This window comes from Sphingosinicella sp. LHD-64 (genome assembly GCF_031157375.1).
Lineage (GTDB): Bacteria > Pseudomonadota > Alphaproteobacteria > Sphingomonadales > Sphingomonadaceae > Allosphingosinicella.
Window position 1 is genome coordinate 1 of record NZ_JAVIFV010000002.1, and the last position, 26,434, is coordinate 26,434.

Genomic DNA, 26,434 nt, shown 5'->3' on the forward strand with positions numbered 1-26,434 from the left:
GACAATGTGTTCGCGCTGGAGAGCCTCGTCCTGACCGCCGGTGCCGCGGTCGAGATTCTGTCGACGACGAACCATGGCGGCACCGCGGACATCAATCTGACCGGAAACGAGTTCGGCCAGGCCGTGATCGGCAATGCCGGCGGCAACGTCCTCGACGGCAAAGGAGGGCAGGATGCGCTGGTCGGTCTCGGCGGCGCCGATGCGTTCACCTTCACCAGCGCGCTCGGGCCCGACAATATCGACCAGATCGTCGACATGACGGTCGGGACGGACAAGATCTACCTGGACAACACCATCTTCTCGACGCTTGGCGACGGCGCGCTCGCGGCCGGTGCCTTCCGGACCGGCGCGGCCGCGATCGAGGCCGATGACCGGATCATCTACGATTCGAGCAGCGGCGCGCTCTTCTACGACGCCGATGGCAGCGGTACGGGTGCCGCGATACAGTTCGCAAGTCTGTCCGCCGGCCTTGCGCTCGGTGCGGGTGACTTTCTCGTGATCTGAATGCCGAAGAGGGGCCGGAAGATCTTCGGCATCGGGGCAGGACGGACGCCAGCTCAAAATCCAAGAGTCACGAAGGTGCGGCGAACCGGCCGCAGGCAGTGCCGGCGCCTGGTTCATGGCCCTCATCCCTGGCACGCGCTGCGCCCAGGCCGGCACAGCTCGACATACCAACCTCCTTCGCTTCCGTCTCGCGCCACAAGGCTCCCCCAAAGGTTGAACTCGCCCTGGTGCGTCGAACCGCGTCCAAATGCGACGACCTGTGGTTTCTACGGGGAACCGATCCGCTTTTCGTGGTTTCTTATGCCGTTACCGGAGGGGGCCTCTGGTCTCCGGCACCGCATATGGAGAAACCGAAACGATGTCGTCCGACGACAGCGAATATCTCGAGCAGCGCGCGGAAACCGAGATCGAGCTGGCCCAGCATGCCACCGACCCCCGCGTCGTCCAGGCCCATTACGACCTCGCCACCGCCTATCTCGACCGCATCCACGGCGACGAGGAGGCCGATCCCGCGCCCGAACAGCCGGCTCCGGCAGGCTAGAACCGCACGGCGGCAACCGTCTGTTTACGCGAGCCCCGGATCGGACACCGCTATTCAACCAGATGATCCCACCTGGCCGGCGGTCGGCCTGCCGAATCCCGCTTGGCGGCGCCGCCACAGGCCGCAAGCCATCACGCCACCGTCCCATTGGATAACGCCATCTTAACCAGTGGCGCCCTATCCCGCCTGCCCAACACGGGTGCGCAAAAGGGAATGCAGGATATGGCGGGCGAAACGGGGCAGCTGGACGAGATCGCGCTTCACGATCGGATCGCGCTGTTCGACGTGGACGGCAACCTCGCGGCGACCTGCCGCGAGATCTGGACCCTGATCGAGCCCCACAAGCGCGAGATCGGCCGCGCCTATTGGGAGCAATATGCCCGCTCGTCCGAGATCAGCCGGCCGATCGGGCCGGACAAGATGGACGAGCTCACCGACCGCATCCTGCCGCATCTCGAAGGCAAATATGCGAACCTTGCCAATCCCGTCTGGGCGCATCGGGTGCGCGACTATGTCCAGGCCGCGGCGCGGGCGAAGGTCTCGGCCTCCACGCTCTATTCCGGGGTCGCCGCCTGCGCGCACAAGATCCAGGCGATCATCGACGCCAGCGTCACCGACGACGTCGAGCGTCACCATCGGCTGAGCAAGGCTTTGCTGTGGCTCACCACGCTCGAGGTCGACATCTTCTCAGCCTATTACGACAAGCTGCGCGACCAGGCCGAGCGCGAGCGTCGCAGCGCCCAGGGCGCCGAGTTCAACAAGGAGATCGTCAGCGTCGTCGACGTGACCGCGACCGGCAGCCGCAAGCTGCGTGATCAGGCCGCCGAAGCGAGCAGCGCGGCGCGCGGCATGCTCGGCAAGACCAGCGAGGTCGCCGCGGCCGCCGAGCAGTCCGCCGTCGCGATGCGCGAGGCCGCGCAGACCGCGGCCGGCCTGATCATGGCGATCGAGGAAGCCCGCAACGAGGTCGAGGTCGCCGCCGGCGTCGCGACCCGTGCCGGCGACCAGGCCCATCAGGCCGTCGTCGTCAGCCAGGCGCTTTCCGGCCATGTCGAGGCGATCGAATCGATCCTCGGCCTGATCCGCGACATCGCCGGCCAGACCAATCTGCTCGCGCTCAACGCGACGATCGAGGCCGCCCGCGCCGGCGACGCCGGCCGCGGCTTCGCGGTGGTCGCGCAGGAGGTGAAGAGCCTCGCCAGCCAGACGGCGCGCGCCACCGACGACATCACCGCCAAGATCGCCGCCATCCAGTCGGCGACCAAGCAGACGGTCGAGGCAAACGACTCCATCCAGAGCACGGTCGAGGAGGTGCAGGTGAGCGCCGACCGCATCCGCAAGGCGATGGAGATGCAGGCGCAGACGGTGACGATGATCACCGCCGCCGTCGACGAGACCGCGCTCGCCGCCGACTCGATGTCCTCGACCATCGCGGCGATCCGCGCCGACACGGAGAGCGTCGCGAGCGAGATCGACGAGGTCGAGAAGAGCTTCTCCGACGTCAACGAGCAGATGGCCCGCTTCAAGGCGACCGCCGGCAAGTTCGTCCAGGTCTTCGCAGCTTGACCTCGTCATTCCAGCGAAAGCTGGAATCTCTTCGCCTTCCATATCCGCGCAGAATCGCGGAGGACGCAGAGAAGAAAAGGGAGATGCCAGCTTTCGCTGGCATGACGGCGGGGGGCGCATTATCCGTCGCGCCATGAGCGAGCCACTTCACATCCTCGTCACCGGCGCGAGCCGGGGCATCGGCGCCGAGATCGTCGCCGCGCTGGACGGCCACCGCGTCGTCGGCCATTCCAGCAAGGGCGGTGACGGACATCAGCGGGTTGACCATGCCCCGCATGGTCAAGGAACGTCCGGGGGACGTTCCGACCCTCTGATCGCCGCCGACCTCGCCGATCCCGCCGCGCCCGCCGCGCTCTGGCGCGAGGCGGTGGCGGCGCTCGACGGCCGGGTCGACGTGCTGGTCAACAATGCCGGCATCTTCGAGGCCGCACCGATCGCCTTGTCCGACGCCGATTGGGCGAAGAGCTGGGACCGGACGATGCGGGTGAACCTCACGGCCGCCGGCGGGCTCTGCCGCCTCGCCGTCAACCACTTTCGCGAACGCGGCGGCGGCGGACGGATCGTCAACATCTCCAGCCGCGCCGGCTATCGCGGCGACAGCCCGGATCACTGGGCCTATGCCGCTTCCAAAGGCGGCATGGTCGCGATGACCAAGACGATCGCGCGCGCCTATGCCGCGGAAGGCATCTACGCCTACACTGTGTGCCCCGGCTTCACCGTCACCGGCATGGTCGAGGACTATGTCGCGAGCCGCGGCGGCATCGCGGCGCTGGGCGACCTTCCGATCGGCCGGCCCGCGACCGCGAGCGAGGTCGCCGAGACGGTACGCTGGCTGGCGACGAGCGCGCCGCCCTCCGCGACCGGCGCGGTCATCGACGTGAACGGCGCGAGCTTTGTCCGCTGATCGTCATTGCGAGGAGCGCAGCGACGCGGCAATCCAGTGCTGGATTGCTTCGCTGCGCTCGCAATGACGAAGGTGGGTCCTGTGTCCGATAGCTGGAAGGTCACCCTGCCCTGCACCAGGGCCGAGGCCGAAAGGCTGAAGGGGGACATTGCCGCCTTCGCCGCCCTGGACATGCCACCGGTGCTGATGACCAGCGAGGTCGATGGCGGGGCATGGCGACTCGATGCCTATTTCGAGGCCGAGCCGAGCAAGGCGGATCTGGCACTGCTCCGCACCCTCGTGTCGAGCGCCGCCGGAACCGCGACGGCCGTCGAAAGGATCGGCGATGCCGACTGGGTGACGTTGTCGCAGGCCGGCCTCGAACCGATCCGCGCCGGTCGTTTCTTCGTCCACACGCCGACGCATCGTGGCAAGATCCCAACCGACGCCGTCGCCTTCGAGATCGATGCCGGCCTGGCCTTCGGCACCGGCCATCACGAGACGACCACCGGCTGCCTGATCGCGCTCGACCGGCTGAAGGCGGGCGGCGCCGTCTTCGCCAACATCGCCGACATCGGCACCGGCACCGGCCTCCTCGCCTTTGCCGCGCTGAAGCTGTGGCCGGTGGCGCGTGCGATCGCGTCCGACATCGATCCGATCGCGATCGAGGTCACCGCCGAGAATGCCGCGATCAACCGGGTGCCGCTCGGTCAGGGCCCCGGACAGATGGCGCTGGCCGTCGCCCCCGGTCTCGACCATCGCCGCCTAACGGCGCGCGTGCCCTATGACCTCGTCATCGCCAACATCCTCGCCGGGCCGCTGATCGATCTCGCGCCAGACATCGCCGCCGCGCTTGCGCCGGGCGGCCGCCTGATCCTCGCCGGCCTGCTCGACCATCAGGCGCCGCGCGTCCTCGCCGCCTATCGCCGCCGCGGCTTCGCGCCGGCGGGGCGGATCGACCGCGGCGAATGGCCGACCCTGGTGCTGCGCCGCCGGCCCCGCTTCGGCTAGCCGGGCGGGGTTTCCGCCGTTAGGGTCCTTCACCGGGAGGCGAAGGATGCGGTTCACGAAGGCGATCCAACTTCTGTTGGCGGTCGGCGCGACCGCCCTGTCTGCCGAGGCCTCTGCCGACGCGACGCTGCGCAGCCCGCTCGTCCCCGGCCAATCCTGCCTTGATCCGGCGGCGCCCGGCGCGGGGCCCGAGGCCACCCGGCCGCCGCCCGTCCTGGTCGACGGGCTCGGCTATGCCGGTCTGGAGCCCGACAGCGCCAACCCCGAGGCACGCGCCTGGTTCGCGCAAGGCGTCCGGCTGGTCTGGGCGTTCGACGAAGCCGAGGCGATCCGGGCGTTCCAGGAGGCGCAGCGGCGCGACCCCGGTTGCGCCCTGTGCGTCTTCGGCGAGGCCTGGGCGCGCGGCCCGACGATCAATCTCCAGCCGCGCACCGAGGAACTGGAGGCCGCTCGCGCCGCCGCCCGCCGCGCGCTTGCCCTGTCCCAACGGCTCTCGCCGCGCGACCGCCTGCTCGTCGAGGGCATGGCGTTGCGCACCCGCGACGGCGACGGCTTCAGCAACGAGGCCTATGCCCGCTTCATGGAGGGCGCGGCGCAGCGGATGCCGGAAGACGATATGCTGGCGATCCTGGCCGCCGATGCCCGGATGGTGATCTCGCGCAGCATGCGGCCGGGCTCGCTCAGCCAGCGGCTGCTGGAGCGGGTGCTGGCGCGCAATCCCGACCATGGCGGCGCGATCCACTTCTATATCCACCTGACCGACTGGACCGACGAGCAGCATCTCGCCGAACCCTATGCCGACCGGCTCGCGCGGATCGCGCCGGCGGCGAGCCATCTCGTCCACATGCCGTCGCACACCTTCTACGGCGTCGGGCGCTATCGCGACGCGGCCGCGACCAACGTCGCAGCCGTCGCCGCGGACCGCGCCTATGTGGAACGCGTCCGCCCGCCACGGTCCGACTACCGCTTCTACCTCAACCGCCACAACATGCACTTCGCGATCGAAAGCGCGCTGGCCCGGGGCGACGCGCAGACCGCGACCGAGATGTCGCGCCAGTATCGGGAGGTCTATCTCGGCGAGAATGCCGAGCAGGGGTCTCGGGTGCTCGGCTCGGCGACCTGGTATACGCAAGGCCTGCATGACGAGATCAACGGCGTGCTCGCCGTTCCCGAGCAGACGGCCGCGATCGACCGGGTGCTCCGCCATTATGCGCGCGGCGAAGCGCTGACGCGTCGCGGCGACGGTACGGCCGTGGCAGCGGAAGCGGCCGGCATCGCCGCGCTGCGGAACGGCGCGGCGGCGCCGGAGCTGGGGGACAGCGGCGCGAAGCTTGCCGAGGTGCTGCAGCACGTCCTCGAAGGCCGCGCGGCGATGCTGGAGAACCGGTATGCGGCGGCGGAGACCGCCTATCGCCGCGCGATGCAGGCGCAGCTCCGCGCCGATTTCGGCTTCGATCCGCCGCTCTTCTGGTATTCGGCGCGGCGCAGCCTCGCCGCCGCTTTGCTCGCCCGCGGCGATGCCCGCGGCGCGCGGCGCCAGCTCGAAGCCTCGCTCCGCCACTGGCCGAACGATCCGCTCGCGCTCTATGCCCTGTCGCAGGCCGAACGGGCGCTGGGAAATGCCGGCGCTGCCGAGGCCAGCCTTGCCCGCGCCCGGTCGATCTGGGCCGGCAACCTCGCCGATCTCCCGCTCGCACGTCTCTGAGCCGGGCGCTTTTCGCGCTGACATGGCCCGCCACCCCCGCTAGGCAAAAGCGCGATGGAGCTTCTGGTTCTCCTTCTGGCACTGGGCGTCTTCGCCCTGTGGGTTTCGAACCGGAACCTGAAGACCCGCCTCGACTGGCTCGAGCAGCGGCTCGACGACGGCTCGCTGACGCCGCCGCCTGCCCCTGCCGATGAACCGAAAGCCGCGTTCACGGTCGGCTACACGCCTCCACCCAGGGTGGAAGAGCGGGTACAGGCCGCGCCACCCGCGCCGCCGGAGCCGCAGGCGATTCCGTTCGAACCGGCGGCGGCTCCCGAGGAACGCGAAACGCTCGGTGCCTTGTTCGAGCGCCTGGTCGCCGGCAAGCTGCTGATCTGGCTGGGCGGCATCGCCCTCGTCGTCGCGGCGGTCTATCTCATCCGCTATTCGATCGAGCTGGGGCTGGTGACACCGCAGCTGCGCATGGCCGGCGCCGCGCTGTTCGGCCTCGCCCTCCTCGCCGCGGGCGAGGCGGCGCGCTGGAAGATGGCGGACGATCCGCGCATCGCCCAGGCGCTGGTCGGCGCCGGCATCGCGGTGCTCTACGCGACCGCCTACGGCACCCACATCCTCTACGGCCTGATCGATGCGGGAATCGCTTCGGCCGCGATGCTGGCGATCACCGGCGCGGCGCTCGGCCTGTCGCTGCGCCACGGCGCGCCGACCGCGGTGATGGGCCTCGCCGGCGGCTTCCTGACCCCGGCGCTGGTCGGCGATCCGGATGCGGGGCCCGTTCCGCTGCTCGCCTATCTCGGCCTGCTCGACCTCGCGATCTTCCTGATCGCCTGGCGGCGCGGCTGGACCTGGCTCGCCGCCGCGGCCGTGGCGCTGAGCTTCGTCTGGAGCGCCTTCCTGCTCAGCCAGTCGGCCGAGGATGCGCTGGCCTCGGGCGTGTTCATCATCCTGCTCGCCGTCGCCGCCTCGCTGGTGCGGCCGGGCGGCGGGCGGGCGCTCGGCTTGATCCAGCCGCTGCTGATCGGCATCGTCCAGCTCGCCATCCTCGCGGCGCGGACCGACCTCGGCTTCCTCGGCTGGGTTTTGTTCGGCATCCTCGCCGCCGCGAGCATGGCGTTGGCGGTGCTGCGCAGCGAGTATCGCCTGGCGCCCGCGGCGGCGCTGGTGCTCGGCCTCCTCGTGCTGCTCGGCAAGGCCGGCCTCGGGCAGGACCCGTTCCTCCTCCGGGCGATGGGCGGCCTCATCCTCCTGTTCGGTGGCGGCGGCCTCGCCCTGGCGCTCTGGAAGGGCGGCCGGCTGTGGACCGCTATCGCCTGCGGCGGCTTTGCCGGACCGCTGTTCGTCGTGCGCGCCGCCTGGCCGGGCCTGCTCGAGCCGATCCAGTGGGGCGGGCTCGCCGCCGTGCTGGCGATCGGCCCAGCCGCCCTGATCTGGCGCAACCGCGCACGGGCCTCGGCGGAGGCGCCGGCCGAGCTCGCCTTGCTCGCCGCCGGCACTGGCACGGTCATTTTGCTCGGCGCCGCGATCTGGGATCTTGCGCCATCCGACCTGATCGCCGCGGGGTGGCTCGTCGTCGCCCTCGCGGTCGCGCTCGCCGCGCGACGGTTCGGCGATCTGGCGCTGGGGACGGTGGCGGCGCTTGCGGCTGCGATCGGCATCGGACGCGCCGTCGCCACCGTGCCCGAGCTCTCGACGACGGCGCTCGCCTCCCTGCTCGGCTTTCCCGCGCTGGCAGTGGACCTGCCGGGCGCCCGCGCGGCCCTGTTCGCGCTCGCCCTGCCGGCCGGCCTGCTCGGGGCGATGCGCTGGGCGCTGCCGCCGCTGCCGCTCGGCGCCCGTCGCGCCCTGGTGCCGGCGGCGGGCGTGCTGGCGGCCGGGGCGGCCTATGCCTGGTTCAAGCAGGCCTTCGGCCTCGCTCCGGACCCGGACTTCGCCGCGCGTGGTTTCCTGGAGCGGACCCTGCTCACGCAAGCGCTGTTCGCCCTGGGCTGGCTCTGCGGCTCCGCGCACATTCCCGAGCGCTGGGCCGATCCGGACCTGATGCGCAAGGCCGGCGCCGCGCTGACCGGCCTCGCCGCCGCGCGGCTGGTCTGGTTCGACATGCTGGTCCACAATCCCGCCTGGTGGGTGCAATGGGTCGGGCCGCTGCCGGTCCTCAACCTCATCCTCCCCGCCTTCCTGCTGAGCGCGGTCTGGCTGTACGCCGCACGGCGGCGGGCGCACGTCGCCGGCGGATCGGGCATCTGGCTCGTCCTGTTCCTCGCCGCATTGATCGCGGGCGCGCTGCTGATGGTGCGCCAGGCGTTCCAGGGCGCCTTCCTCGATGGCGCGAGCCTGCCGATCGCCGAATTCTACGGCTATTCGCTGGCCGGCCTCGTCCTTTCGATCGGCCTGCTCGTCGCCGGCATCCGCCTGCCCGACAAGGCGCTCCGCCTCGCCGGCCTGGTGCTACTGACCGCGACGATGCTCAAGGTGTTCCTCATCGACGCCTCGGAGCTGGAGGGCGTGCTGCGCATCCTCTCGTTCCTCGGCCTCGGCATCGTGCTGATCGGGATCGGACGGCTCTACGGGCCGGTGTTGCGGGCGGAGCGGGGCGGGGTATAGCCAGAGGCGCACTCCACCGGCTGCCTCCGGCGGATCATATGAGAAGGGCCGCGTCCCACGCGGCCCTTCTCATATGATGGTCGGGGCGACTGGATTCGAACCAGCGACCCCCACACCCCCAGTGTGATGCGCTACCAGGCTGCGCTACGCCCCGACCAAGGCTGGCGCATTTAGGCGGGGGGCGCGACGATGGCAAGCGAGTCGACGCCGGTGATTGACTTCGGTGGCAACGTTGTTAGTTTCTTTTCGAAACTTATTGGAGCAACCGGTGGAATATGGTGTCGCCACGGCCCAGCAGATCAAGGACCTGTCCGGTCTCGAGACGTTGCGGGCGATGCTGGCGGGCAACCTCCCCGCGCCGCCAATTGCTGAAACACTGGGTTTCCTGCTCGTCGAGGTCGAGAAGGGCCGCGCCGTCTTCGAGGGCGTTCCCGGACCGCATCTTCTGAACCCGCTCGGGTCGGTCCATGGCGGCTACGCCCTGACCCTGATCGACAGCGCCTGCGGCTGTGCGGTCCATAGCGAGATCGGGCCGGGCGTCGGCTACACCACGGTCGAGACCAAGGTGAACTTCACCCGCCCGATCGACCCTGACGGCGGCCCGATCCGCTGCGAAGGCCGGGTGCTGAGCCGCGGCCGCCAGATCGCGACCGCCGAAGCCTTCCTGCGCGCGGCCGACGGCAAGCTCCTCGCCCACGGCACCTCGACCCTGATCATCTTTCCGGGGCGTTAGCGTTTTGCACCTCAGCGAAGCCCGGGACCATAGTCACATGATAAGGCTCTGAGAATGTTATCACGCCTTGCCAGCTAAGCTCTTTATCTCGACCGGCGCCTAGCCCAAAGAGAAACAGGGACAATCAGAAAAGCTAGCAAAATAAAGAACACCAGCGTATTTTCAGAAAAATGATATGCAATAGCTGCGCAGACTATAATAAAAATGATCCAACTGACCAAGTAGCTTGGGCGTGACATAGAAGACTCCTGCTTAATTACATTGAAGATCATATAACGGCGGCGTCGAGACGGCTACGTTCGCTCCGACATTAACGTAGGCGAGAGGCGTTCCGGCTCTTCCCATAGCGCCCCCTGACCAACCCGGGTCCGTGCCGATAATGTTGTATGATGTTTGCGCGCCTTGGTTCAAGCCGGGGGCTACCGGCAATGCACCTCCTGCCGTCACTGCCAAATTGGCTGAAGCCACACCTCCTCCGCTTGGCTGTACGCCATAGTTTGGGCCAGCGCCCATCCCAAGGCCAAGGCCGACACCAAGCGAACCGGACAGCGCAAACCTGCCGTTAGCTAAATCGACATTGTAAGCACCTCCTACAGAACCGCCGACGCCACGGTACAAGTCGGCTCCACCGCCAAATGCCAATGTCGGGAGTGAGCAGACCGTGGCTACTGCTTGAGCCCGCGTGCTTGAGAATAGCCGGCCGATTCGACAGAACAGGCCGCACGGTCTGACGGCCGTAATGACTATCTCTCCTTCATCTCCAGGATTTGTTCCCGAATACGGAGTGAAGGGGAAAGCGGGGATCACACGTGGTCCGCACATATCCGGAAACACGGCGCACACGCTCGCCGTGACCACGATCGGGTCCTGCGAACGGTCGCCGTCGCCATCTTCCCGGCGCGGGTCTTCCACGAGGCCGCTCGGATCGGTGAAATTGATGGGATCGTTCCCGACATAGGCGCACAGGTTGGCCTCCCATTCGTGGCCCGACGCTCTTGTGGTCATCGTCAACATGTCTCGTCTCCTCATTCGACAGGTTCAGGGCAGGATCGACGGCGTTCTGCCGTCCTCAGTCAGCCGGTCTCGGGCTCCCAGCCCAGCGCGAAGGCCGTGGTGAAGATTGCGCGGTTGCGGCACCACAGGAACTGGTAGCGCGGCTGCAGGTGGATCGGGACGAGCGCCTGCATCCCGTAGCGGTCGAGGAAGTCGCGCCGCAGGATGCGCTCGTACATGCCGCCCATGTTGACGAGGGCAAGCGCGTTGCGCGGATAGTGTTCGAGGATCGCCTCGCAGACGGCGAGATTTACGGTGATCGTGGGTTCAGCCAGATGCGAGATCTCTGATTACGTCCGGGACAGGAAACCCTAGATCTCTTTCTTGCATTCCTCCGTCCCAAACAAGGCTTCCTGATCGATATAGTTCGGAAGTGTATAGATCGGTTCCAATTTTTTTCATTGCTAAGCATAACGACTGAACAGAGTCAATTCCTATTGCGTATCTAACTTTCCTCTCCGATCCCCAGTCGATGACATATTTGCACCAATACTCCTCGTTACTTTCATCGTGCAGATATGGTTCTGATATATATACGTTTATCCGAACTCCATCTTTAGATCTAAGCGATCTGCTGGCAACTATATTTCCGATCCCTAAATCTTCCATGATATTCTCCTGTATTAAGGAACTGGAACTAAATTCCTGGGCGGAAAAAGAATTCTGCTTCCAATGCTAATGATCCAATATAGAAAAGCTCCCATGGCTACCGCTGCGCCAGCTTCTCTCCATGTCACCAGAGGCGGAATGGGGCGATTTGCCGCTCTTGCCGCATCGCGTTCAGCCGCGCTGGCCCAACACCGGGCACGAACCTCACGATCTCGTAGTGACCGACAAACAGCATAGTCCTCCTCGGCTGCGGCATCTCTTTCATCCCAGGATACAGACGCAGTGGAGAATAGGCCATGGGATGCCCTCAGCCTGGGAGCCGGCTGTCTAACACGAACTCCCGTCACCACGATTTCCTCTTCGACCTGCTCTCTCGGCCGAGGTCCGGTTCCCCATACAGGATCGATGCGTATGGCCGGAACCACGCGAGGTCCGCACATATCCGGAAACACGGCGCACACGCTCGCCGTGACCACGATCGGGTCCTGCGAACGGTCGCCGTCGCCATCTTCCCGGCGCGGGTCTTCCACGAGGCCGCTCGGATCGGTGAAATTGATGGGATCGTTCCCGACATAGGCGCACAGGTTGGCCTCCCATTCGTGGCCCGACGCTCTTGTGGTCATCGTCAACATGTCTCGTCTCCTCATTCGACAGGTTCAGGGCAGGATCGACGGCGTTCTGCCGTCCTCAGTCAGCCGGTCTCGGGCTCCCAGCCCAGCGCGAAGGCCGTGGTGAAGATTGCGCGGTTGCGGCACCACAGGAACTGGTAGCGCGGCTGCAGGTGGATCGGGACGAGCGCCTGCATCCCGTAGCGGTCGAGGAAGTCGCGCCGCAGGATGCGCTCGTACATGCCGCCCATGTTGACGAGGGCAAGCGCGTTGCGCGGATAGTGTTCGAGGATCGCCTCGCAGACGGCGATCCCCTCCTCGTAGCGCCTGCTGTCGCGCAGATGCTGGATGTTCGCCATTGCCATCAGCGCGATGCCCTCGCGGCGCGACAGGGTCTGCATGTAGAGCCCGCTGGCGATCGATCGCGCGCTGATGCCGAGGGTCCGGATGAGCCAGATGTCGCGCGCCGGATCGGCGCCGCCGGTCGCCTCCAGGTTCACCATGCGCCCCTCGGCGTTGCGATAGCGCAGGAAGACATGGCACGGCGCGCTGGCGAGCCGCATGTCGATGCCCAGCTTCTCCGCCAGGATCAGGAACAGGATCGGCATGGAGACGCAGTCGCCGCGCCGCGTCGCCAGATAGTGGGAGATCAGCTTGACCCGGACGTTCGCGCCCTTGTGGTTGTCATGGTCATAGGCGAACGGCCGGTGACCGTTCCACGGGCCGCTCCGGTAGATCAGCCGCCGCAGCGCCGCGAGCCTGGCCTCGTCGTCCGCAACGGAGCCCGCCATCTCCAGCGCCCGCGCCGCCATCGCATCGAGCTCGGCCATGACCGCGGCCGGATCGAAGCCGGGATCGACGAGATGGTCGAGCGCCAGCTTGGCCTTGCCATAGTCCAGCTCCGCGTCCGGCACGGACAGGATCGCGCGCACCGCCGCCACCACGCCGTGCGACTCCGCCGGCTGAACCCGCTCCGCCTCCGCAACCGCCGCGGCCATGCGACTCTCCTTTCGCCCATCTGGAACAAAAGAAGAACAAACGAAATCCTATTTCGCAAGCCCGAAAATGGGCGGCCACAGAAGAAGGCCCGGTACCAGCCGACCGGGCGGAGCGGCGGTGCCGAAACGCAACACTTGTCGCGCCTTCGGGGCGGCTCGCCTTGCCTTGGCAAGTGGCCACACCCATGATAGTCGCCTCGCGCTTTACGGGTCCGCTTCGAGGCGGGCCATTCCCAGGTAGGACCACATGTTCGCATCGCCAGCCTTCGCCGCGACCGGCGGGACCGCATCGGGGGGGACCGCCGGGTTCCTGGTCCAGATCTTCCCGCTCGTCCTCATCTTCGTCATCTTCTACTTCCTGCTGATCCGCCCACAGCAGCGGCGGATGAAGCAGCACCAGCAGATGATCATGGACGTGAAGCCGCGCGACGTTGCGGTTACCAATGGCGGCCTGATCGGCAAGGTCACCAAGGTCGACGAGAACGAGATCGAGCTCGAGATCGCCCCGAACACCCGCGTCCGGGTGGTGAAATCGATGCTGAGCGACATCCGCCCGCACGGCACCAAGGCGGCGAACGACTGAGATGCTGAACTTCCCAAGCTGGAAGATCTGGGGCATCACGCTCCTCAGCGCCCTCTGCGTGCTGCTGGCGGTGCCGAGCTTCCTCCCCGCCAGTGCCTACAACCAGCTGCCCGGCTTCGTCCGCGCCATCCACATCAACCTCGGCCTCGACCTCGCCGGCGGCAGCCACCTGCTGCTCGAGGCCGACACGAGCGGCCTGGCGCAGACCCGCGCCGAGGCGCTGGAGGACAATCTCCGCCGCGAACTGCGCGGCGCCAGCATCCAGATCGGCGAGGTCTCCGCGCGCGGCGGCCAGCTGAGCTTCATCGTGCGCAATCCGGCACAGGTGAACCAGGCCCGCGACCTCGGCCGCCAGCTGGCCCAGCCCGCCGGCTTCGGCTCGACCGCCGAATGGTCGGTCGACGTCGAGGGCAGCCGGATCACCATGCGGCCGACCTCGGCCGGCCAGAACCAGGCGATCGACCAGGCGATGGACGTCGCCCGCGACGTCATCGACCGGCGCATCAATGCGCTCGGCACGCTGGAGCCGACGATCATCCGCCAGGGCGAGAACCGGATCATGGTCCAGGTGCCGGGCCTGCAGGATCCCGAGGCGCTCAAGAACCTGATCGGCCGCACCGCCCGGCTCGAATTCAAGCTGGTCGATCTGACCGCGACGCCCGAGCAGCTCCAGGCCGGCCGTGCGCCGGTCGGCAGCCAGATCCTGCCGATGGCCGAAGGCGGCGGCCGCATCGCCGTCCAGCGCCGCGCGATGATCACCGGCGACCAGATCACCGACGCGCAGCAGGCCTTCGGTCAGCAGGGCGAGCCGGTCGTCACGATCCGCTTCGACGGCGCCGGCAGCCGCCGCTTCGCCCGGGTGACGCAGGAGAACGTGAACAAGCCGTTCGCCATCATTCTCGACAACGTCGTTCTGTCCGCGCCGAACATCAACGAGCCGATCCTCGGCGGCTCGGCGCAGATTTCCGGCAGCTTCACCGTCGAGACAGCCAACGCGCTCGCCATCTCGCTCCGCTCCGGCCGCCTGCCGGTCGAACTGAGCGTTATCGAAGAGCGGACCGTCGGTCCGGATCTCGGCGCCGACTCGATCCGCCTCGGCGTCATCGCCTCGATCATCGCGACGCTCGCCGTCATCGTCTTCATGCTGGCGACCTATGGCCGGTTCGGCGTCTACACGACGATCGGCCTGATCGTGAACGGCTTCATGATCATCGGCATCATGGCCTTCTTCAATGCGACGCTCACCCTGCCCGGCATTGCCGGCTTCGTGCTCACCATCGGCGCCGCGGTCGACGCCAACGTGCTGATCAACGAGCGTATCCGCGAGGAGCAGCGCAAGGGCAAAAGACTGCTCGACGCGCTCGAATCGGGCTATCGCGAGGCGCAAACCGCGATCTTCGACGCCAACATCACCAACACGATCGCCGCGATCCTGATGTTCTACTTCGGCTCCGGCCCGATCCGCGGCTTCGCGGTGGTGCTGATGATCGGCATCGTCACCTCGGTGTTCACCGCGGTCAATCTCACCCGGATGATGGTGGCGCTCTGGATCCGCCGCGCGCGACCGAAGGAACTGCATATATGACGATCACTCTCGTCATCCCGGCGAAGGCCGGGATCTCAGGACAAGAAGTCACGGCCTGGCCCAACGAGACCCCGGCCTTCGCCGGGGTGACGGGAAGGATGTAGTCCCATGCGCCTGCTGAAGCTCGTCCCCGACAACACCAACATCGATTTCATGAAGTGGCGCCATGTCGCGCTGATGCTGTCGATCCTCATCACCGCGGCGGCGATTGCGCTGGTCGCGGTCCGCGGCCTCAACCTCGGCGTCGACTTCATCGGCGGCCAGAGCGTGCAGGTGACCTTCGCGCAGGCGCCCGATCTCGACGACCTGCGCAACCGGGTCGACGGCCTCGGCCATGGCGAATCCACCCTGCAGGAGTTCGGCGCACCCAACGTCATCGCCATCCGCATGCCGCTGCCGGAGGGTGGCGAAGCGGCGGCCGCGCAGGTCGCGAGCCAGGTCCGCCAGACCATCTCCGAACGCTATCCCGACGCGCGCTTCGACGCGGTCGAGACCGTGTCCGGCAAGGTTTCCGAGGAGCTGTTCCGCTCCGGCGCGCTCGCCATCGCGCTCGCGATGCTCGGCATCGCCATCTACATCTGGGTCCGGTTCGAATGGCAGTTCGGCGTCGGCGCGCTGATCACGCTCTTCCACGACGTCGCGATGACGATGGGATTCTTCGCCCTCACCCAGCTCGAGTTCAACCTCAACGTGATCGCCGCGGTCCTCACCATCGTCGGCTATTCGCTGAACGACACGGTCGTCATCTACGACCGCATCCGCGAGAATCTGCGCAAATACCGCAAGATGGAGATCGTGCCGCTGCTCAACCTTTCCCTGAACGAGACGCTGTCGCGCACGATGGTGACGTCGCTCTCGATCCTGCTCGCGCTCGGCGCGCTGCTGCTGTTCGGGCCGGACGTGATCTTCGGCCTCACCATCGCGATCTTCATCGGCATCTTCGTCGGCACCTATTCGTCGATCTACGTCTCGTCGCCGGTGCTGACGCTGCTCGGGGTCTCCTCCGACAGCTTCCTGCCCAGAGACCCGGTGGGCCGCGCCGAGCGTGGGGGTCCGCGCAACGAAAGCCATGACGGCGCCCGGGTTTGAGCGCACGCCGGCGGCCGGCGGCCCGCTGGTCCGGGGCTTTTCGGGAAACCGGTTCAAGATCGACGGCCGGACCTATGAGGCCGTCCTGCTCACGCCCGAACGGGCGGTCATGTGGGAAGCCCCCGACCTGGCCGACCTGACCGCCGCCGATGTGGCGCCGCTGCTTGCCCTCGATCCGGCACCGGAATTCGTCGTCCTCGGCACCGGGAGGACGACCGCCCCTCCGCCGCGCGCCTTCGTCGCGGTGCTGGAGGACAAGGGCATCGGCGTCGAGGCGATGGGCAGCCGCGCGGCGGCCCGGACCTTCGGCCTGCTCCGCGGCGAAGGCCGCTGGATCGCGGCCGCGCTGATGCCGCTCTAACGCCCCAGCGCCGACAGGTGCGCGAACAGCTGGTCGCTGTTCTTCTCCCAGCTAAACCGTTCTGCGGCAACCCGAACCTCGTCTTGCCCCGGCGGGTCTGCCAGTATCTGCGCCGCCGCCGACGCGAAGGCCTCGGCGTCGCGCGCCACCAGGCGGCCGGCGGCCGGCCGGTCGATCGCCTCGCGCGCGCCGCCGACGTCGCATGTGACGACGGGCGTGCCGCACGCCATCGCCTCCACCCACACATTGGCGAGGCCTTCGGACAGGCTCGGCTGCAGCGCCAGGTCCGCGGCAGCGAGGTATCGGGGCAGCTCCTCGTGCGGGCGATTGCCGACGAGCCTGACCCGGTCGTTGAGGCCGCGGTCCCGGATCATCCGTTCGAGCACCGGCCGGTCCGGTCCCTCGCCGACCAGGATCAGGCTGGCGCCGGGCAATCGGGCCAGCGTCTCGATCACGATCCGTTGCCCCTTGCGTTCGATCAACGCCCCGGCGCACACCAGCAACGCCCCCGAGAGGCCGAGTTCCGCCTTTGCCGCGCCGCGATCGACAGGCTGGAAGCGAGCCATATCCACGCCGGTACGATGCACGGATATCCTGTCGGACGGCATGCCGAGTGCGACCATGTCGCGCTTGAGCGCCTCGCTGACGGCGAGCATCCCGTCCGCGGCGCGCCCGGCCGCAATGATCCGCGATCGGACGCCGGGACGATCGGTCCAATAGTGAATGTCGCTGCCGCGCGCCTTGATCGACACCGGGACGCCCAGCGCCCGTCCGAGCCGGACCGCCGCCGGCCCGTCCGGCCAGAAGAACTCTGCGTCGATGACATCGAACGGAAAGCGGGCACGGATATCCCGGAGCAAGGGCAGCAGCGCCTTTGCGATGCTCCTCGCGGTCAGCGCGACGCCGAGACGTGGCCAGACCCGGTAGCGCGGGCGATGCACGGTCAGGCCCTTCCAGCTCTCCTGCCGCGGCAGCGCGGCGAGTGGCGCATAATGCGGATGGCGCGACAACGGCCAGATCGGCAGTCCCACCGGCGCGACGACCTCCACGGCCACGTCCTTGCGCGCGGCGAGGCCAAGCGTCTGCCGCTCGACGAACACGCCGAGCGTCGGCTTCAGCGCGTTCGGGAACAGGGTCGACAGGGTAAGGACACGCAGCATCGCGCGCGCCGTAGCACAGGTCGCCTATCGCGGGGTTAAGGCCCCTGCGTTCAACCGCTGTTCAGCCCCGTCCGGCGCAGATGCGCGAGCCCGCTTGGCCTTGTCCCGAGCCTCCGCTAAGAAGCCCGCCATGCACAGCTTTCCCCGCCCCGTCGCGCTCCTCGCCATCGCTGCCGCGCTTGTCCCGCTTGCGGGCTGCGGCGCGCTGGGTGGCCGGAACAACAACCGGATCGACCAGCGCTATGTCGCCCGTGACGTGAACACGCTCTACAACGCCGCCTACGACCGTCTGCAGCGGCGCAACTATGCGCAGGCCGCGGCGCTGTTCGACGAGGTCGAGCGCCAGCATCCCTATTCGGTCTGGGCACGCCGGGCGCAGCTGATGAGCGCCTTCTCCTACTATGCGGCCGGCGACCACACCAAGTCGATCGAATCCGCCCGGCGCTTCCTGTCGATCCATCCGGGCAATCGCGACGCCCCCTACGCACTCTATCTGATCGCGCTCAACTATTACGAGCAGATCAGCGACGTGACCCGCGACCAGGCGATCACCCGGCAGGCGCTCGATGCCCTGGGCGAAGTCGTCCGCCGCTATCCCGGCACCTCCTATGCCGACGATTCGCGGCTGAAGATCGATCTGGTCAACGACCATCTTGCCGGCAAGGAGATGGAGATCGGCCGCTTCTACCAGCGCCGCAACCAGTGGCTCGCCTCGGTGATCCGCTTCCGCACCGTGATCGACCAGTATCAGACGACCAGCCACACGCCGGAAGCGCTGATGCGCCTCACCGAATCCTACCTCGCGCTCGGCATTCCCGATCAGGCGCAGCGCTCGGCAGCGGTGCTCGGCGCCAACTATCCGGAGAGCCGCTGGTATCAGCGCGCCTATCAGCTGATGCAGCGCAACGATCGGCGGGGCCAGGCCGCGGCGACACCGCCCGCGCCGCCGACGCCCGTGCCGGCTCCTGCGGAACCGGCCCAGCCGACGCCGGCTCCGGCCGAAACCCCGGCAGACTAGGATGCCTGGCCGTCATCCCGGCGCAGGCCGGGATCCCAGGACGGAAAGGCACGGCAGGCGAGCTGATTGGGTCGGTGCGGACTGCCCCACAGTCCGCAGCCATGCCGGGGGCATGGCGACCTCCCCAATCCCGGCCTTCGCCGGGGCGACGACCTCCTGAGGAGGCCGTCGTGCTGACCGGCCTCTCGATCCGCGACGTCGTCCTGATCGACACGCTCGACCTCGAATTTTCGGGCGGGCTCGGCGTGCTGACCGGGGAGACCGGCGCCGGCAAGTCGATCCTCCTCGACGCACTCGGGCTGGCGCTCGGATCGCGGGCCGATACCGGCCTCGTCCGCGCCGGCCAGACGCAGGCGACGGTGAGCGTCAGCTTCGACTTGCCCAGGGCCCACGACGCCATCGCGCTGCTCAAGGAGAATGGCCTGGACGGCGAGCCGGGCGAGCCGCTGACGATCCGCCGCGTCGTGCGCGCCGACGGCGGCAGCCGCGCCTTCGTCAACGACCAGTCGGTCTCGGCCGGGCTGCTGCGCGAGCTGGGCGCCCTGCTGGTCGAGATCCACGGCCAGCATGACGAGCGCGGCCTGCTCAATCCGCGCGGCCACCGTGCGCTGCTCGACACCTACGGCGCCCTCGACACGGCGCCCACAACCGCGGCGTGGCAGCGGCTGCGCGAGGCGGAGGACGCTTTAGCCGAGGCCCGCCGCACCTACGAGGAAGCGGAACGGGACCGCGAATGGCTGACCCATTCGGTCGGCGAACTGGAGCAGCTCGATCCGCAGCCGGGCGAGGAGGAAAGCCTCGCCAGCCTTCGTGCCGGCATGCAGGCCGGGGCGAAGCTGGGCGACGAGCTCGAAGCCGTGAACGCGCTGGTTCAGGGTTCCGAGGGCGGCCTCGCCCAGCTCCGCCAGGCGGCGCGGCGGCTCGACCGGATCGCGCCCGAGCATCCGCTGCTCGCCGAGGCACTGGCGGCGCTCGACCGCGCGGTCATCGAGGCGTCGGAGGGCGAGACGGCGCTGGAGCGCGCCGGCGAGGCGCTTGCCTTCGATCCCGCCCGGCTGGAGGCCGCCGAGACGCGCCTGTTCGACATCCGCGCGCTCGCCCGCAAGCATCGGGTCGAGCCCGATGCCCTGCCCGCACTGCGCGAGGAGCTGGCTCGCAAGCTTGGAGCGATCGAGGCCGGCGAGGAACGCCTGGCCATGCTCGAAGAGGCGGTCCGCGGCGGCCGGGGCGACTATGACCATGCGGCCGAGGCGCTGAGCCATGCCCGCCGCGCCGCCGCCCAGCGCCTCGACGCCGCCGTCGCGGCGGAGTTGGCGCCGCTCAAGCTCGATGCCGCCCGCTTCCGCACCGTGATCGAACCGGCCGAGCCCTCCGCCGCCGGCATCGACAGGGTCGCGTTCGAGGTCTCGACCAATCCCGGCGCGCCGTTCGGCCCGCTGACCAGGATCGCGTCCGGCGGCGAGCTCAGCCGGTTCATCCTCGCGCTCAAGGTCGCGCTGGCCGAGGAAGGCGGCGCGACGACGATGATCTTCGACGAGATCGACCGCGGCGTCGGCGGCGCCGTCGCCAGCGCGGTCGGCGAGCGGCTGCACCGGCTCGCCGACGCCGGCCAGGTGATCGTCGTCACCCATTCGCCGCAGGTGGCGGCGCGCGGCGCGCGGCACCTGCTCATCGAGAAGAGCCATGACGGCCTCGTCACCCGCACCAGCGTCCAGGCGCTCGACCCGGCCCGCCGCCGCGAGGAGATCGCCCGCATGCTCTCCGGCGCCGAGGTGACCGACGAGGCACGGGCACAGGCGGCACGACTTCTGGAGGCAGCATGACGATTGAAGTGACGCCCGTTTCGAGCCAGTTCGAGGATACTGAGCTGGAGGGGCTGCTCGTCTACAATACAGCGCGCGGACCATCGCCGGCGGTCCTGATCTTCCCGACCGTGGTCGGACGCTCCGATCTTGAGCTCGGCTTCGCCCGGCAGCTGGCCGAACGCGGCTACACCGCATTCGTCGCCGATCTCTACGGCAAGGCCAATATCGGCCTGCCGCGCGAGGAATGCCGGGAGATGATGCTGGCCTTGCTCGCCGATCGCGCGAAGCTGCAGGACCGGCTGCTCCATGTGCTGGCGACGATGCGGGCGCAGGAAGCGGTCGACGCCGACAGGGTCGCGGCGATCGGCTATTGCTTCGGCGGCCTCTGCGCGCTCGATCTGGCGCGGACCGGAACCGACGTGCGCGGCGTCGCAAGCTTTCACGGCCTGTTCGATCCGCCCGGCAATCTGGATGGCGTGCCGATCGCCGCGCGAGTGGTTGCCTTCCACGGCTGGGGCGACCCGATGGTGCCGCCCGAGAAGGTCGTCGCTCTGGCCGCCGAGCTGACCGCGGCCGGCGCCGACTGGCAGATCCATGGCTATGGCCACACCGCCCATGGCTTCACCAATCCGGAGGCCAACCTGCCGGAGCGCGGCGTCGTCTACAACGAGACCGCGGCGCGGCGATCCTGGGCGTCGCTGGAGGCGTTCCTCGCCGAGGTGCTGGCGTGACCGAGGCCGAAGCCGCTGCCGAGCTCGAGCGGCTGGCCGCGGAGATCGCGCGGCACAACCGGCTCTACCACACCGACGACGCGCCGGAGATTTCGGACGCCGACTATGACGCGCTGACCCGGCGCAATGCCGAGCTGGAGCGGCAGTTCCCCCATCTCGTCCGGGCCGACAGTCCGTCGAAGCAGGTCGGCGCCGCGCCGGCCGGGCATCTCGCCAAGGTCGCGCATGCGCTCCAGATGCTCAGCCTCGACAACGCCTTTTCCGAGGAGGAGGTAGCGGAATTCCTCGCCCGCGTCCGGCGCTACCTGAATCTCACCGACGACGCCGAGGTGGCCGTCACCGCCGAGCCCAAGATCGACGGCCTCTCCTGCTCGCTGCGCTACGAGAAGGGCGTGCTCGTCCTCGCTGCGACCCGTGGCGACGGCACCACCGGCGAGGACGTGACGCCCAATGCCCGCACCATTGGAGACATCCCGCAACGCCTGTCCGGCGACGTGCCCGACATCTTCGAGATCCGCGGCGAGGTCTACATGTCCAAGGCCGATTTCGCGGCGCTCAACGCCCGGCTGCTCGCGGAAGCGGAGGACCCGGACAAGGCGCGCCAATTCGCCAATCCGCGCAACGCCGCCGCCGGTTCGCTGCGCCAGAAGGATGCCGCCGTGACGCGGTCGCGACCGCTGCGCTTCTACGCCCATGGCTGGGGCGAGGTCTCGGCGCTGCCCGCCGACACCCAATCGGGCGTGATGCGTGCGATCAAGAGCTGGGGCGTGCCGATCTCGCACGACATCGGCCTATTCACCGACGTCACCGGCCTCATCGCCCAGTATCGCAAGATCGAGGCGAAGCGGGCCGACCTGCCGTTCGACATCGACGGCGTCGTCTACAAGGTCGACCGGCTCGACTGGCAGCGCCGGCTCGGCCAGGTCGCGCGCGCGCCGCGCTGGGCGCTGGCCCACAAATTCCCCGCAGAGAAGGCCGAGACGATCCTGGAGGCGATCGACATCCAGGTCGGCCGCACCGGCAAGCTCACCCCGGTCGCGCGGCTGAAGCCGGTCAGCGTCGGCGGCGTCACCGTCACCAATGCAACGCTGCACAATGCCGACGAGATCGCCCGGCTCGGCGTGCGCGTCGGCGACCGGGTGCGCATCCAGCGCGCCGGCGACGTGATCCCGCAGGTGCTGGAGAACCTGACGCCGGACGAGAAACGGCCCGCCTACGTCTTCCCGGACAAATGCCCCGAGTGCGATTCGGACGCGGTGCGCGAGGAAGGCGAGGTCGACATCCGCTGCACCGGCGGGCTGATCTGCCCGGCCCAGCGGGTCGAGCGGCTGCGCCATTTCGTCGGCCGCCACGCGCTCGACATCGAGGGGCTCGGCATCACCCATATCGAGGCCTTCTTCCGCGACGGCCTGATGCAATCGCCCGCCGACATCTTCACGCTGAAGAAGGATGATCTGCTCGCGCGCGAGCGCTGGGCGGAGGTTTCGGCACAGAACCTGATCGACGCGATCGATGCGCGCCGCATGCCGCCACTCGACCGCTTCCTGCTCGCGCTCGGCATCCGCCATGTCGGCGAGGTGACGGCCCGCGACCTCGCCCGCCGCTACCGGAGTTGGGACGCGTTCCAGACGATGATCGACGGCGTGCTCGCGCTTCGCCATGAAACGCAACCGGTGATCGGCGAGGAGGAGCGCAAGTTCCTCCAGCGCCGCAACAAGGCCGTGGTCGAGGCTGTCGGCACGCAGAATATCGGGCCGGAAGTTGCCAATGCCCTGCTCGACTTTTTCGAGGAGGGCCATAATCGCGAGGTGGTCGCGGCGATCTTCGCCGCCGGCGTCGCGCCGGCCGATGTCGTTCACGAGGTCCGCCAATCCCCCGTCACCGGCAAGACGGTGGTCTTCACCGGCAGCCTCGAGGCCCTCTCCCGCGATGAGGCCAAGGCGCAGGCCGAGGCGCTCGGCGCCAAGGCCGCCGGCGACGTGTCGAAGAAGACCGATCTCGTCGTCGCCGGCCCCGGTGCCGGCTCCAAGCTCAAGAAGGCGGCCGAGCTCGGGATCGAGGTGATCGACGAGGCGGCCTGGCTGAGGATCGTCGCCGAGGCGGGTTAAATATCTGGTAAATAGACTTTCCTACAGATAACCAAATAGGTTACTCAAACAATCTTCGCAAGGAGGTTGTCATGGATGAGTCGCTTTCCGTTCCCGTGCCGCCACCGCGGACCCTCGCGGGCTATCGTGCGCTGCTCAGCATCGTCGCGCTGACCGGTGGCCTGCTCGGTCTCGCCGGGCTCTATTTCATTCCCATCCCGGAGGGGAATCTGGAGCCGCTGCTGCTCGCCCTCGGGCTGGTGCTCGGCTGGGGATCGACCGTGATCGGCTACGAATTCGGTTCCTCCCCGGCCGGCCGCAAGGCGGCTGATGCCGGGGTTCGCAGCACGGGTAGATAATTTCGTGTTGACTTAATTAAGCAAACCGTGAAATAAGAGAACATGAACCGATTCGCCGCCCTTTCCGATTCGACCCGGCTCGGCATCGTCGAGCTGCTCGCCGCGGGCGACCGCACCGCCGGTGCGATCGGCGAATGCTTCCCGATCAGCGCGCCGGCCGTTTCCCAGCATCTGAAGACGCTGCGCGAGGCGGGCCTCGTCCGCGTCCGGATCGACGGCCAGCGGCGGATCTACAGCCTCGATCCGGACGGGTTCGAGGAGATGGAGGACTGGTTCGCCAAGGTGCGCCGCTTCTGGGGCGGCCGGCTCGACGCGCTCGAACGCGCGTTGGAGGAAGACGACAAGGAAGGAGACGAGCAATGACCACCGCGACCGCCGACTACGGCACCATCGCCGAAGCCGGCACCGTCCGCTTCGAACGGCTTCTCCCCGGCCCGATCGAGCGGGTCTGGGCCTATCTCACTGAATCCGACAAGCGCGCCAAATGGCTCGCCCATGGCGACATGGACCTGAAGCCCGGCGGCGAGATGGAATATGTCTGGCGCAACTGGGAGCTGGCCCAGCCCGACGAGGTCGCGCCGGAGAAATGGAGCGGCGAGCACCGGATGAAGGGGCATATCGTCCGGGTCGAGCCGCCCCGTCTCCTCGTCCACACCTGGGACGAGGAGAGCAGCAGCGCCGAGGTGAGCTTCGAGCTCAGCGAAGAGGGCGACAAGGTCCGGCTCGTCCTCACCAACCGCCGCCTGCCCAATCGCGGCGAGGTGGTCGGCGTGTCGGGCGGCTGGCACACCCATCTCGACGTGCTGCAGGAGGTGCTCGAGGGTGGCCCCCGCAGCCGCTTCTGGGACAAGGTCGAGCGCCTCGAAAAGGAATATGAGGTGCGCACGCCAGCCTAACCCCTCGATCGTCATTGCGAGCGAAGCGAAGCAATCCAGTGTGGTCTCCGAAGCCCGCTGGATTGCTTCGTCGTTCCACTCCTCGCAATGACGGCTTCTCTCGCCACCGTTGCAGCACTTGCTTCGACATCCCACATTCCCGCCCATCAATGAGCGGGAGTTCCTCACAGATGGAAAGCTGGCATGGCACGACGATCGTCGGCGTGCGCAAGAACGGCAAGGCGGTGATCGCCGGCGACGGGCAGGTCTCGTTGCAGTCGACGGTGATCAAGCCCAATGCAAGGAAGGTCCGTCGGCTGGGCGCTAAGGACGAAAAGGGGGGCAACGTGATCGCCGGGTTCGCCGGCGCGACCGCCGACGCCTTCACCCTGTTCGACCGGCTGGAGCGCAAGCTCGAACAGCATAACGGCCAGCTGATGCGCGCCGCGGTCGAGCTCGCCAAGGACTGGCGGACCGACAAATATCTGCGCAATCTCGAGGCGATGATGATCGTCGCCGACAGGGACGTGACGCTGATCCTCACCGGCAATGGCGACGTGCTGGAGCCGGCGGCGGGCGTCGCGGCGATCGGCTCGGGCGGCAATTTCGCCTTGTCCGCCGCGACTGCCCTGTTCGACTATGAGGAGGACGCCGAAGTGGTCGCGCGCAAGGCGATGAAGATCGCCGCGGACATCTGCGTTTACACCAACGAGAACGTGACGGTGGAGGTGATCGAAGGCGCCGCCTGACCCCGGTTTTTCTCGGATCTCTCCCAAGAAATTCTGGCTTCGCCGAAGCGACGCGGGAAGCTAGCGTGGGGCGATGCACCGCCGCGCCTTCATCGGCTCCGCCGCCGCCACGCTTGCGCTCCCCGGTTGCGCCACCGTCGCAACCCGCCCCCTCATCCCGCGCGGCTGCCTGCCGCCGGTGAATGTCGCCGAGAACCGCGTCATCCGCACGATCGCGGGCCTGCGCCCCTATCGCGCGTCGGGCTTCGTGGTCCGCGCCGAGCCGCTCGGCGACAAGAGGCTGGTACACAATTACGGCCATGGCGGCGCCGGGATCACCCTGTCCTGGGGCTCGTCGAAGCTCGCGACCGGGCTCGGCCTGCAAGGCCATGGCGGTCCGGTCGCGGTGATCGGCGCGGGGATCATGGGCCTGACCACCGCCCGGCTGGTCCAGGAGGCGGGCTTTCCCGTCACCATCTACACGAAAGCGCTGCCGCCCGACACGACCTCGAACATTGCCGGCGGCCAGTGGAGTCCGTTCGGCCATTATCGCGACAGCGCCGTCTCGCCCCAATGGCGCGCCCAGTTCGCCGCCGCACTCGATTACAGCTGGCGGCGCTTCCAGATCATGGTCGGCGACGATTACGGCATCCGCTGGCTGCCGACCTATACCGAGGGAGATGCCCCCGCCGACGGCCACCATCCCGGTGCAGAGCGGCTTTCACCGGAACAGCATCCCTTCCCGGTCCAGGGCTTGTCGCGCTTCGACACCCTATATGTCGAAACCGGCCGGTTCCTGCGCGAGCTCGCCCGCGACGTGCAGATCGCCGGCGGCGCGATCCGCATCCGCGATTTCGCCACGCCTGCCGACATCGCCACCCTGCCCGAGCGACTGGTGTTCAACTGCACCGGCCTCGGCTCCCACGCCCTGTTCGACGACACGGAGCTGGAGCCGATCCGCGGCCAGCTCGCCGTGCTGCTGCCGCAGCCCGAGGTCCGCTACGCCTTCACCGGCCAGGCCGGCTACATGTTTCCCCGCGCCGACGGCATCCTCCTCGGCGGGACGTTCGAACGCGGCGTCTGGGACGCGACGCCGCAGCCGGACGACATCGCCCGCATCCTCGCGTCGCACCGGCGCCTGTTCGGCGGTTTCCGCTGCACCGCTTGAACTGCCTCGCCCCGAGTCCAATCTAGCGTCACGATATGGACTATGAACCGACTTTCCCGGACACTGGCGGGACCCC

At 68.0% G+C, this 26,434-nt stretch carries 25 protein-coding genes, 1 tRNA gene and 1 pseudogene; 21 read left to right on the forward strand and 6 right to left on the reverse strand.

Features of this window, described 5'->3' with window-relative positions; all coding sequences use genetic code 11:
* The 7 genes and pseudogenes from RCO27_RS06860 to RCO27_RS06890 form a co-directional block, all read left to right on the forward strand.
* Nucleotides 1–504 (forward strand): annotated as a pseudogene (locus RCO27_RS06860) (hypothetical protein); the annotation flags it as partial.
* Between the two features lie 358 nt (nt 505–862).
* On the forward strand, nt 863–1,045 hold the full coding sequence (locus RCO27_RS06865) for a hypothetical protein (RefSeq protein WP_309001929.1): 183 nt from the start codon (nt 863–865) through the stop codon (nt 1,043–1,045).
* A 222-nt stretch (nt 1,046–1,267) separates the two neighbouring features.
* A complete protein-coding gene (locus RCO27_RS06870) occupies nt 1,268–2,611 on the forward strand; it encodes a methyl-accepting chemotaxis protein (protein ID WP_309001930.1) in 1,344 nt (447 codons plus the stop codon).
* Nucleotides 2,612–2,744: 133 nt separating this feature from the next.
* Nucleotides 2,745–3,515: an SDR family oxidoreductase gene (locus RCO27_RS06875; protein WP_309001931.1), complete on the forward strand. Its 771-nt coding sequence runs from the start codon at nt 2,745–2,747 to the stop codon at nt 3,513–3,515.
* A 63-nt stretch (nt 3,516–3,578) separates the two neighbouring features.
* A complete protein-coding gene (locus RCO27_RS06880) occupies nt 3,579–4,505 on the forward strand; it encodes a 50S ribosomal protein L11 methyltransferase (protein ID WP_374990367.1) in 927 nt (308 codons plus the stop codon).
* 46 nt (nt 4,506–4,551) lie between these two features.
* Nucleotides 4,552–6,210: a tetratricopeptide repeat protein gene (locus RCO27_RS06885; RefSeq protein WP_309001933.1), complete on the forward strand. Its 1,659-nt coding sequence runs from the start codon at nt 4,552–4,554 to the stop codon at nt 6,208–6,210.
* 54 nt (nt 6,211–6,264) lie between these two features.
* Nucleotides 6,265–8,808, forward strand: a complete 2,544-nt coding sequence (locus tag RCO27_RS06890) for a DUF2339 domain-containing protein (RefSeq protein WP_309001934.1) — start codon at nt 6,265–6,267, stop codon at nt 8,806–8,808.
* A 77-nt stretch (nt 8,809–8,885) separates the two neighbouring features.
* Here the strand turns inward: RCO27_RS06890 and RCO27_RS06895 are convergent.
* Nucleotides 8,886–8,962, reverse strand: a tRNA-Pro gene (locus RCO27_RS06895).
* A gap of 114 nt (nt 8,963–9,076) precedes the next feature.
* Here RCO27_RS06895 and RCO27_RS06900 point away from each other — a divergent pair.
* Entirely contained in the window at nt 9,077–9,541 is a 465-nt protein-coding gene (locus RCO27_RS06900) for a PaaI family thioesterase (protein ID WP_309001935.1), read from the forward strand.
* A gap of 252 nt (nt 9,542–9,793) precedes the next feature.
* On the opposite strand, the gene RCO27_RS06905 is transcribed toward RCO27_RS06900, so the two are convergent.
* From RCO27_RS06905 to RCO27_RS06915, 4 genes are all read right to left on the reverse strand, one after another.
* A complete protein-coding gene (locus RCO27_RS06905) occupies nt 9,794–10,555 on the reverse strand; it encodes a hypothetical protein (protein WP_309001936.1) in 762 nt (253 codons plus the stop codon).
* A gap of 59 nt (nt 10,556–10,614) precedes the next feature.
* The gene (locus RCO27_RS06910) at nt 10,615–10,773 is read right to left on the reverse strand and encodes a hypothetical protein (RefSeq protein ID WP_309001937.1); all 159 of its coding nucleotides are present in this window, start codon (nt 10,771–10,773) and stop codon (nt 10,615–10,617) included.
* A gap of 88 nt (nt 10,774–10,861) precedes the next feature.
* Nucleotides 10,862–11,203 (reverse strand): DUF6968 family protein, encoded by a 342-nt coding sequence (locus RCO27_RS19260; protein ID WP_374990368.1) that lies wholly within the window; start codon nt 11,201–11,203, stop codon nt 10,862–10,864.
* Nucleotides 11,204–11,894: 691 nt separating this feature from the next.
* Nucleotides 11,895–12,809, reverse strand: a complete 915-nt coding sequence (locus RCO27_RS06915) for a transglutaminase family protein (protein WP_309001938.1) — start codon at nt 12,807–12,809, stop codon at nt 11,895–11,897.
* Nucleotides 12,810–13,056: 247 nt separating this feature from the next.
* Between RCO27_RS06915 and yajC the strand changes: the two genes are divergently transcribed.
* The 4 genes from yajC to RCO27_RS06935 all read left to right on the forward strand — a co-directional run bounded on the left by yajC (nt 13,057) and on the right by RCO27_RS06935 (nt 16,427).
* Complete coding sequence (yajC, locus tag RCO27_RS06920) at nt 13,057–13,392, forward strand: preprotein translocase subunit YajC (RefSeq protein WP_309001939.1); 336 nt, start codon at nt 13,057–13,059, stop codon at nt 13,390–13,392.
* Between the two features lies 1 nt (nt 13,393).
* Nucleotides 13,394–14,977 (forward strand): protein translocase subunit SecD, encoded by a 1,584-nt coding sequence (gene secD / locus RCO27_RS06925; RefSeq protein WP_309001940.1) that lies wholly within the window; start codon nt 13,394–13,396, stop codon nt 14,975–14,977.
* Nucleotides 14,978–15,085: 108 nt separating this feature from the next.
* Nucleotides 15,086–16,066, forward strand: a complete 981-nt coding sequence (secF, locus tag RCO27_RS06930; RefSeq protein ID WP_309001941.1) for a protein translocase subunit SecF — start codon at nt 15,086–15,088, stop codon at nt 16,064–16,066.
* The gene (locus tag RCO27_RS06935; protein WP_309001942.1) at nt 16,047–16,427 is read left to right on the forward strand and encodes an Mth938-like domain-containing protein; all 381 of its coding nucleotides are present in this window, start codon (nt 16,047–16,049) and stop codon (nt 16,425–16,427) included. Before secF ends, RCO27_RS06935 begins: the two co-directional genes overlap by 20 nt.
* Here RCO27_RS06935 and RCO27_RS06940 read toward each other — a convergent pair.
* On the reverse strand, nt 16,424–17,587 hold the full coding sequence (locus RCO27_RS06940) for a glycosyltransferase (RefSeq protein ID WP_309001943.1): 1,164 nt from the start codon (nt 17,585–17,587) through the stop codon (nt 16,424–16,426). The genes RCO27_RS06935 and RCO27_RS06940 overlap by 4 nt on opposite strands.
* A 130-nt stretch (nt 17,588–17,717) precedes the next feature.
* Here RCO27_RS06940 and RCO27_RS06945 point away from each other — a divergent pair, with 130 nt between their 5' ends.
* From RCO27_RS06945 to RCO27_RS06985, 9 genes are all read left to right on the forward strand, one after another.
* A complete protein-coding gene (locus tag RCO27_RS06945; RefSeq protein ID WP_309001944.1) occupies nt 17,718–18,605 on the forward strand; it encodes an outer membrane protein assembly factor BamD in 888 nt (295 codons plus the stop codon).
* A 170-nt stretch (nt 18,606–18,775) separates the two neighbouring features.
* Nucleotides 18,776–20,428, forward strand: a complete 1,653-nt coding sequence (gene recN, locus RCO27_RS06950; RefSeq protein ID WP_309001945.1) for a DNA repair protein RecN — start codon at nt 18,776–18,778, stop codon at nt 20,426–20,428.
* Nucleotides 20,425–21,141 (forward strand): dienelactone hydrolase family protein, encoded by a 717-nt coding sequence (locus tag RCO27_RS06955; protein ID WP_309001946.1) that lies wholly within the window; start codon nt 20,425–20,427, stop codon nt 21,139–21,141. Before recN ends, RCO27_RS06955 begins: the two co-directional genes overlap by 4 nt.
* The gene (gene ligA, locus RCO27_RS06960) at nt 21,138–23,249 is read left to right on the forward strand and encodes an NAD-dependent DNA ligase LigA (protein ID WP_309001947.1); all 2,112 of its coding nucleotides are present in this window, start codon (nt 21,138–21,140) and stop codon (nt 23,247–23,249) included. The genes RCO27_RS06955 and ligA overlap by 4 nt, the downstream gene beginning before the upstream one ends.
* 71 nt (nt 23,250–23,320) lie before the next feature.
* On the forward strand, nt 23,321–23,587 hold the full coding sequence (locus RCO27_RS06965) for a hypothetical protein (RefSeq protein ID WP_309001948.1): 267 nt from the start codon (nt 23,321–23,323) through the stop codon (nt 23,585–23,587).
* A 42-nt stretch (nt 23,588–23,629) separates the two neighbouring features.
* A complete protein-coding gene (locus RCO27_RS06970; RefSeq protein WP_309001949.1) occupies nt 23,630–23,950 on the forward strand; it encodes a metalloregulator ArsR/SmtB family transcription factor in 321 nt (106 codons plus the stop codon).
* Entirely contained in the window at nt 23,947–24,483 is a 537-nt protein-coding gene (locus tag RCO27_RS06975) for an SRPBCC family protein (RefSeq protein WP_309001950.1), read from the forward strand. Before RCO27_RS06970 ends, RCO27_RS06975 begins: the two co-directional genes overlap by 4 nt.
* A gap of 149 nt (nt 24,484–24,632) precedes the next feature.
* Nucleotides 24,633–25,211: an ATP-dependent protease subunit HslV gene (gene hslV, locus RCO27_RS06980; RefSeq protein ID WP_374990369.1), complete on the forward strand. Its 579-nt coding sequence runs from the start codon at nt 24,633–24,635 to the stop codon at nt 25,209–25,211.
* A 73-nt stretch (nt 25,212–25,284) separates the two neighbouring features.
* Nucleotides 25,285–26,358 (forward strand): FAD-dependent oxidoreductase, encoded by a 1,074-nt coding sequence (locus RCO27_RS06985; RefSeq protein ID WP_309001952.1) that lies wholly within the window; start codon nt 25,285–25,287, stop codon nt 26,356–26,358.
* The last annotated feature ends 76 nt before the right edge of the window (nt 26,359–26,434 follow it).